General features: G+C 39.9%; 11 protein-coding genes. 9 read left to right on the forward strand and 2 right to left on the reverse strand.

The annotated features are described in order from the left end of the window. Window position 1: 1 nt before the first annotated feature. The 6 genes from AXW61_RS14500 to AXW61_RS14525 all read left to right on the forward strand — a co-directional run bounded on the left by AXW61_RS14500 (window position 2) and on the right by AXW61_RS14525 (window position 5,457). Window positions 2–1,561, forward strand: coding sequence for a PepSY-associated TM helix domain-containing protein (locus tag AXW61_RS14500; RefSeq protein WP_062034866.1), 1,560 nt, complete (start codon window positions 2–4; stop codon window positions 1,559–1,561). Beyond that, window positions 1,558–1,854, forward strand: a complete 297-nt coding sequence (locus AXW61_RS14505) for a hypothetical protein (protein WP_062034867.1) — start codon at window positions 1,558–1,560, stop codon at window positions 1,852–1,854. Before AXW61_RS14500 ends, AXW61_RS14505 begins: the two co-directional genes overlap by 4 nt. Window positions 1,855–2,048: 194 nt before the next feature. Then, on the forward strand, window positions 2,049–2,645 hold the full coding sequence (locus AXW61_RS14510; RefSeq protein WP_062034868.1) for a hypothetical protein: 597 nt from the start codon (window positions 2,049–2,051) through the stop codon (window positions 2,643–2,645). Window positions 2,646–2,748: 103 nt separating this feature from the next. After that, on the forward strand, window positions 2,749–3,645 hold the full coding sequence (locus tag AXW61_RS14515; RefSeq protein WP_062034869.1) for a sulfite exporter TauE/SafE family protein: 897 nt from the start codon (window positions 2,749–2,751) through the stop codon (window positions 3,643–3,645). A 139-nt stretch (window positions 3,646–3,784) separates the two neighbouring features. Continuing rightward, window positions 3,785–4,876 (forward strand): 3-deoxy-7-phosphoheptulonate synthase, encoded by a 1,092-nt coding sequence (locus AXW61_RS14520; RefSeq protein ID WP_062034870.1) that lies wholly within the window; start codon window positions 3,785–3,787, stop codon window positions 4,874–4,876. A 56-nt stretch (window positions 4,877–4,932) separates the two neighbouring features. Then, entirely contained in the window at window positions 4,933–5,457 is a 525-nt protein-coding gene (locus AXW61_RS14525; RefSeq protein WP_005399562.1) for a protein tyrosine phosphatase family protein, read from the forward strand. On the opposite strand, the gene ispF is transcribed toward AXW61_RS14525, so the two are convergent. Further along, on the reverse strand, window positions 5,445–5,933 hold the full coding sequence (ispF, locus tag AXW61_RS14530) for a 2-C-methyl-D-erythritol 2,4-cyclodiphosphate synthase (protein ID WP_004979990.1): 489 nt from the start codon (window positions 5,931–5,933) through the stop codon (window positions 5,445–5,447). The two genes, AXW61_RS14525 and ispF, sit on opposite strands and share 13 nt — an antisense overlap. 101 nt (window positions 5,934–6,034) lie before the next feature. Here ispF and AXW61_RS14535 point away from each other — a divergent pair, with 101 nt between their 5' ends. The 3 genes from AXW61_RS14535 (at window position 6,035) to AXW61_RS14545 (ending at window position 7,911) form a co-directional block, all read left to right on the forward strand. Continuing rightward, on the forward strand, window positions 6,035–6,685 hold the full coding sequence (locus tag AXW61_RS14535) for a hypothetical protein (protein ID WP_062034871.1): 651 nt from the start codon (window positions 6,035–6,037) through the stop codon (window positions 6,683–6,685). 44 nt (window positions 6,686–6,729) lie between these two features. Next, window positions 6,730–7,212, forward strand: a complete 483-nt coding sequence (locus AXW61_RS14540; protein ID WP_062034872.1) for a CinA family protein — start codon at window positions 6,730–6,732, stop codon at window positions 7,210–7,212. A gap of 78 nt (window positions 7,213–7,290) precedes the next feature. Next, the gene (locus tag AXW61_RS14545) at window positions 7,291–7,911 is read left to right on the forward strand and encodes a hypothetical protein (RefSeq protein ID WP_062034873.1); all 621 of its coding nucleotides are present in this window, start codon (window positions 7,291–7,293) and stop codon (window positions 7,909–7,911) included. Window positions 7,912–7,967: 56 nt separating this feature from the next. Here AXW61_RS14545 and AXW61_RS14550 read toward each other — a convergent pair. Continuing rightward, the coding region (locus tag AXW61_RS14550; RefSeq protein WP_276204022.1) for a citrate/2-methylcitrate synthase at window positions 7,968–8,371 on the reverse strand (404 nt) is incomplete at its 5' end.

Consider the following 8,371-nt stretch of genomic DNA (forward strand, 5'->3'; position numbering starts at 1 on the left):
CATGCAAAAATCTGTTCGCCAATCAATGGCATGGCTACACTCTTGGCTTGGACTAACACTGGGATGGTTATTATTTGCCATTTTTTTAACAGGTGCTGCGACCTATTATCGTCATGAAATAAATTTGTGGATGCAACCGCAATTTGCCACCATGCAGGTCAAACAAGATACTGCGATGAAGTCGGCATATCAATACTTACAAAAAAATGCTGCAGATGCGCAAAGTTGGTATATCGGCGTAGCTAGTCCTAGTTCACCTGTTAATAAAATCTATTGGCAAAAGGCCGATGGTGGCTACGAAAATAAGACTTTGGATGCGAACACAGGCAAAGAAGTCACCTTGTCAGCAACCCAAGGCGGTGAGTTTTTCTATGGCTTTCACTATCAGCTGTATGGTGTGCCCTATTTTATCGGTAGGCTTTTAGTCACTATTGCAGCCTTCTTAATGTTGATCATCCTCATTTCAGGCATCATCACACACAAAAAGATATTCACCGAATTCTTTACCCTAAGAGCCTTCAAGGGGCAACGCTCGTATCTAGACTTTCACAATGTCACTTCTGTCATTGCTTTGCCCTTTTTTCTGACCATTACATTCACTGGTTTAGCCATTTTCTTTTATCTCATTCTTCCCAATGGCATGAAGAAACTCTATCCAGAGCAACCGTTCCAATATTTTGATGAAATTAGAAATATTAGCATCAGCTCTGAGGCTAAACCGATACCCGCTACGATGCGACCGATTGAGTACTTCATACAACAATCTGAGCAGCGTTGGGGTAAAACAGAAATTGGCAATATTACGGTCAAACACCCCAATACCAATATCGCTCAGGTGAACTTGGTTGAGTCAACTGACCGAAGCATCACGCGAAACCAAGCCCAACTCAGCTTTAACGGCGAATCTGGTGCCCTGCTCGGAGACACTCGAAATAATAGTGCAATCGCCACGCTCAATAATGGAGTTTATGGTTTACACATGGCACACTTTGCACAGCCCCTATTACGCTTTGCGTTATTCTTCTCAGGGCTTTTAGGCTGTGCCATGATTGCATCTGGGCTTTTACTCTGGAGCTTAAAACGTCAGCTACAAAATAAAAAACAAAGTTTCCACTTTGGACATTATGTGGTTAACCGCCTAAATACGGCTGCCATCATTGGCTTGCCGATTGCCATGCTCAGCTATCTTTGCACAAACCGTTTACTTCAGTTAGAAGCTGGTCAACCCAACTACGAAATTTACGCATTTTTCGGCACTTGGTTACTCAGTTTAGTCATTGCATTGTTCACTCCACAGCAACACCTTTGGAAAACTCAACTGAAAGTCTTCATTTTACTGGCTGTATCTTTGCCTATTTTCAATCTTTACTATTTAATCAGCCATCAATATGTGCATGACTTACATGAATATTGGTTATTTTTGCGAGTTGATCTTATGATCTTCATCCTTGCGATATTGGCTATTTTCTTACATCAAAAAATCCAGCCCATTCAACAAAAAACTGTACAAAAAATTCAGAAAAAATATGCCAATACTGCGGTTCAGGAGCCCAATTCATGATCTACCTGATTGCAGGACTTCTCATCACTTTCGCGTGCTATGTATTATTTCTGGTGAGCGATAAGCAGCGTACTAAAACTCAAAAGTCACGTTGGGCTAAGTGTGCAGAACATTATCAAATCTGCCGATATTTGGCTTTTGGTGTACTGGCCGCGACATTAATTTTATTGATTCAATTCACGGGTCGCGGTGTGGGGAGTGTCAGTTTATTTGTATTTGCAACCCCGATACTTTTTATACTGATTTTAAGCATCAATGACTTAAAACCCAAAAAAACAGCTCAATCTAAGTAAGTATTTACTCTACAACTCACACACTTTTTATTTCGATCATGAGCCAAATAAAAAGGTGTGTAAATATATGAGCCAGAACAATTGCAACAGAATTTTAGAGACTAATCAAAATCATTTAAGTTGAAGCACCGTGATTTTTTAGTTATAACACGCTAAATAATAGCACTTTTATAGATATTTTCACGGGGCAAACATTGCGTTCAGCTTTAGATTGGTCACAACAAGAAATCATCATACCCTTTCAACAGCTCTGCAGTTGGTCGAAGCATCATTTTGGCTGGACACTTTTTATTTCCCTCATTTTCAATTTGCTTGTATTTATTTGTTTCCCAAGCAGATGGATCCCCACTCAGATTCAGAGTAAAACCTTTGATGAAATCACCGTTGAAATCAGTAAAGGACGAATCAGCACGTTGAAATTTAAACAACAGCATCATTTATGGATCGCAAACTGCGCATTGATGGGAGAACCTGTTCAAACACTATGTGACCAGTCATCACATCGTCACCAATTTACGGCAAAGCAGGTCGAGGTTTACTATTTGGAGCGTATTTTTTGGAACCTAAAAAATGCAAAAAAGGAGGCATTTATTCATCAGATCACATTAGCTAATCCACGTCAGCAGCACTTAGATATGACCTATAGCTCGACCACAGCGAATTTTGAGCAATGGAAAAAGCATCAGCTAGCCCCTCTTTATGTTCTACAAACACTCATAGATCTTAATCTATTGTGGTTACTGACAATTGTAGGCTTAAAAATAAAAGCACGGATACAGCTCAAACAATAACTCCTATATCTCTTTTTAGAATAAGTAAATCAACAATCAAGACAACGACTTATATGAAAACGTCATAAGATATGCACGTTTTTTGATATTTTGGCATATAACAATGTTTGGTCCACTCGAATTTATTCTCGCAGGTGTTTTAGTCGGTTTTTGTGTGGGAATTACTGGTGTAGGTGGTGGTTCATTAATGACGCCGATCCTCATCAGCCTTTTCAGAATTGAACCTCACATTGCCATTGGTACAGACTTGCTCTATGCCGCAATTTCAAAATTTTGTGGTTCATTTGTACATGCCAAAAAACTAAATATTGTGTGGCCGATTGTGCTTTGGCTTGCAATTGGCAGTATTCCTGCTTCCTTTGCAACGCACTGGGTACTCGACAACTATTTGAGCCAGTCTACCCACTACAAAGCCGTGCTCACCATGGTTTTAGGCTTCATGTTGACCATTACAGGTTTATCAATTGTCTTCCGTAATCAAATTGAAAAATTTTTCAACAAATTACGTAAAGATGAACTCCCAGACATGACTGAAGACTTAGAAAAAGTTCAGCTTCAAACCAGCAATAAACGTAAGTACATTGTGATGATGGGTGTGGTTCTTGGGGTCTTCGTGACACTGTCATCAGTTGGTGCAGGTGCTTTCGGAATCATGGCTTTGGTCATTATGTTCCCAAACCTACCGATGATTCGTATTATTGGTTCTGACGTTGTGCATGCGGTGTTACTTACGTTCGTTGCTGGTATGGGTCACATGACTTCAGGCAACGTGGACTTCCACCTCCTTATGTGGTTATTGGTGGGGTCTATTCCAGCAATTATTATTGGAACACTGATTAGTTCACGCCTTCCTGAAAAAATCATCCGTAAAGTGTTGGGTATTACTCTGTTTGCGCTGGGTGTCAACTTCATGTTGAATCCGATCAAAGCCAAACCAGTGAAGCCAGCCGAAACCGCTCAAGTCGTTCAAATTTCAACAGTTAAGAATGCCTCAGTGTAGGCATTCTTATTTAAAATAAACCTAAGATTCATCACTTTTTTTTCAAAGATTCATTCGACTTTTTTATAACCTTTTATCAGCTAAACCGTGTTATATTCAGCTTATAAAGCAACTTAATACGATCGAACCAGTGACGGCAATGAATACTCTACAGTCAAACTCTATTACCCAAAACGACATCGATGACGTGAATTTACAAAGCATTCATCCGCTAGTTACCCCAGCGGAATTAAAAACTGAATTGCCTCTCACTGAGTCTGCATATCAAACTGTACTTCACGGTCGTGAAACAATTCGCAATATTTTAGATGGTAAAGACAAACGCATTTTTGTGGTGATTGGCCCATGTTCAATTCATGACCCAGTTGCTGCTCACGAATACGCAGACCGTTTAAAAGTTTTAAGCGATAAAATTAAAGACTCAATCTATGTCGTAATGCGTGTTTATTTCGAAAAACCACGTACCACAGTGGGTTGGAAAGGTTTGATCAATGACCCTGACATGAATGACTCATTCAACATTGAAAAAGGTTTACGCATTGGTCGTAAACTTTTGGTTGAGTTAAATGAAAAAGGCTTACCGTGCGCGACCGAAGCCCTTGATCCAAACTCACCACAGTACTACCAAGACTTAATCTCTTGGTCAGCGATTGGTGCACGTACCACTGAAAGCCAAACACACCGTGAAATGTCTTCTGGTCTTTCTTCACCCGTAGGTTTCAAAAATGGTACAGATGGTGGCTTAACTGTTGCAACCAATGCCATGCAGTCGGTGAAACATGGTCACCACTTCTTGGGTCTAAACAACCAAGGCCAAGTCTCTGTGATTCGTACTTCAGGTAACCCGTATGCACACGTGGTACTTCGTGGTGGTAATGGCAAGCCAAACTACGATGCTGGTTCTGTAGCAGAAGCAGAAGCTGCTTTAGCTAAAGCGAAAGTCAGCACCAAAATCATGATTGACACCAGTCATGCAAACTCGAACAAAGACCCGTTCCTTCAACCGCTTGTTCTGAAAAATATTACCGAACAAATTATTGATGGGAATAAATCTATTATCGGCATTATGGTTGAAAGTCACCTGAAAGGTGGTCGTCAGGAAATTCCTGAAAACCTATGCGATCTTGAATACGGCAAGTCAGTAACCGATGGTTGTATTGACTGGGATACCACAGAAAACGTATTACTAGAGATGCACGAAGCACTCAAAGACGTTTTACCGAACCGTTAAGTTTTTAAAACGCCATCTTCGGATGGCGTTTTTCATTCTAAGATTAAGAAATAATTATGAACGCTATTGAAACACACTTAAGCCAAACACTTAACTTTCAATTTATCCACGAGCATTTGTTTACTTCTGGACAACCGACTGCTGAGCAATTACAGCAAATTAAAGAGTATGGCGTAAACACGGTCATCAATCTTGCGCTCAGTAATAGCAATAACTATTTAGCGAATGAAGATCAAATCTGTTTAGAGCTCGGTTTGAACTATATACATGTGCCGATTTCATGGGATACCCCGTCTGATGATCAATGCTTATTGGTCTTAGATATGATTGATCATTTGGTTCAAGAACAAACCATTTGGGTCCATTGTTCAGAAAATTATCGAGTCAGTAGTTTGATGTATTTATATCGTCAATATTATATGAATATCGATATGCCAACCGCACACGAAGCCATGCATCAAATTTGGGAACCGAATGACACATGGACAGGTTTGGCGCATGCTGTTGCCTTACAACTTCAAGGTCGTAAAGCAACACAAGAATTAAAGCTGGCTATGATCAATCCTGATCATTTTGCGTGAGAAATCAGCACCGTAGCTGTAGATAAAATACCTTCCTGACGACCCGTAAAGCCCAGTTTTTCCGTGGTCGTTGCTTTAATGCTAATCTGCGTGATTTCAACATCAAGAACGTCCGCAATGCTTTGGCGCATCGCTAAATTATGCGGTGCCAACTTCGGACGTTCACATGCCACAGTAATGTCAGCATTATTTAACTGATAACCACGATCTAATATGAGTTGATAGACATGTTTGAGTAATACACGACTGTCTGCCCCTTTAAAGCGAGGATCGGTATCGGGAAAATGCTGACCAATATCCCCTAAAGCCAACGCACCCAATAATGCATCTGTTAAAGCATGCAAAACCACATCACCATCTGAATGTGCTTTTAAGCCGTGTGTATGCGGAATTTGAATACCTGCCAGTGTGACAAATTCACCCTCTTCAAAAGCATGTACATCAAGTCCCTGTCCTATTCGAATATGTGCAACCATGCTCAGTTTCCTTTAAGAAATAAATGATTGAAATCTTGTATTCACGCTTTCTCTTTCGCTATAGTTACAAGCAGCGCAACATAGTGAAAGTATAAGCGATCATGCTGTTGAAAACCGACATAAAACTTATGAAAAAATTTAGTATTTTAGTGTGTCTAAGTTGTCTTTGTACCAGCTTTAGTTATGCTCAAGTCATTGACTGTGATGATCCGACTTCATCTAGCCTTAAAAAGATCTGTACTGATCAATTTAAAGACATTCGACAAAAATTAGACACACAATCCATGACTGCTTTTATAATCAGTGATGCGCCTCAGCGTTTATTGGTCGATACCCATCAGCTATGGTTGAACCGCCTACAGCAGTGTAAATCCTTAGCATGCTATCAGCAGCAGATGGATTTCAGAATTGATGATCTCAACTTCTATACATCATTAAATCAAAGTTTGACGCAACACTATTTAAAGTTTGAACATGGGACCATTGCCAAGCAACCTGTGCACCTACAAGTGCATCAGCTATCCAAAGATAAAATTAAGATCGAAGGTATTGCATATCGTAGCCCCAATAACCGCATAGAAACCCAAACCATTTCATTTTTGGCTTATACCACACCCGATCAGAAACAAAATATTACCGATAATGAAAACAACTGCCACTACCAGTTCAACTTTCAAAAAGCCATCCTTTCTGTAAAAAGTGAAAGTAAAGCATGTAATCGTTTTGTCGGTGTGTACCGTGTTTATGACTAAGCTGTCAAACAGATCAAAATAATGAACATCGGGAAGCTAAAGTCGTGCAAGTACTCAAGCAATGCTGCAACCTCCTAGAACAGAAAAAATTGACCATTGCCTTTATCGAAAGTGCCAGTTCAGGTTATCTCTCCAGTCAATTTTCGATTTATAAACATAGCGGAGCTGACATTTTACTCGGTGGACTGGTCAGTTATGCCCCCAGCATCAAATGTGAAATTTTAAAGATTGATCCTGCACTTATTCAGCAATATACAGCGGAGTCAATTGAAGTCACTGAGGCTATGGCGCTTCACGGTCATCAACTATTTCGTTATGCCGATATTATTGTCTCTTGTACGGGGCTACTCAAACCTGGTGGAAGTGCCACGCCTGAAAAACCTGAAGGCACCTTTTATATTGCCATTCATTATCAAAACAGTTTAAGCACTTACCATTATTTACTACTGGGCAGTACGCTTGAGCGACTTGATCAACTTACGAAAAACGTCGCTCAAATGGTCATTGAACGTGTTCAAAATGCTTAAATCTTTACACTAAATTTGATTTTTCTACATTTAGAACCTTTAAACTGAACCATAATCAATAAAAATGTGAAGCGCCTCATGATGATGAAAATAATCCATCCTCTACTTTTCAGCACCTTATTTTTTTCAAGCCACAGTTTTGCAACTGTAGGTGGACCACAAAATATTGAAATTTTAGGACTCGACCAAGCTGATCAAAAAATTTATGTGATGCGACATTATTTAGATGGTCGTGGTCGTTTGCCACAATTGTATTATTATCAACTCAACAGCAAAACACCCTCCAAACTGATTGAAGTGAAATCTTTATATATCAATCCAAAAACTCAAAAAATTGACTATGATCAAGACAGTCAGAAGTTTGACCGTGACATTGCAAAAATAAAAAAACGACTCAAAGCTTTAACACCGATTCAACCCAAGCAGGTTAAAATTCAAGCCATCAGTAAAAAGACTTCAAAAGAACCCTCTTGGTATGACCCTAAAGTCTCCATCCCGAAGTTTAGCTATCAATATCAAGTGAAATACAACAATTTGAAAAGTCCCGTACACAAGGCGGTGGACTATAAAAATGGGCTGCGCATTTCACAAAGTTATAAAGTTACTAATCAACAAAAAGCGTTAGTGACTGTTCAATATCTCGGGATTCCTTTTGAAACAGGTTATAACATTGAAGATCCTATACTTCTCACCCGATAAAAAATAAGGTCTCAAATTATAAAAATGAGACCTTATTTAGATCATGTGTTATCGCGTTATGCGGCAGCACGCTCCTCAATTGGCACCACCTTACGCAGTTCAGGCCCTGTATAGTCCGCACTTGGGCGAATGATACGGTTGTCTGCACGTTGTTCCATCACATGTGCCGCCCAACCTGTGACACGGCTCATCACGAAAATTGGTGTGAATAACTTGGTCGCAATATCCATGAAGTGGTATGCCGATGCATGGAAGAAGTCTGCATTACAGAATAATTTCTTCTCACGCCACATCACTTCTTCACAACGTACTGATACTGGATAAAGAACCGTGTCACCGACATCTTTCGCTAAGCGCTCTGACCAAATTTTGATGATGCCATTACGTGGGTCATTGTCTTTATAAATCGCATGACCAAAGCCCATGATCTTTTCTTTGCGTTCCAATTTGCCCAGCATTT

Source organism: Acinetobacter sp. BMW17 (assembly GCF_001592855.1).
Lineage (GTDB): Bacteria > Pseudomonadota > Gammaproteobacteria > Pseudomonadales > Moraxellaceae > Acinetobacter > Acinetobacter johnsonii.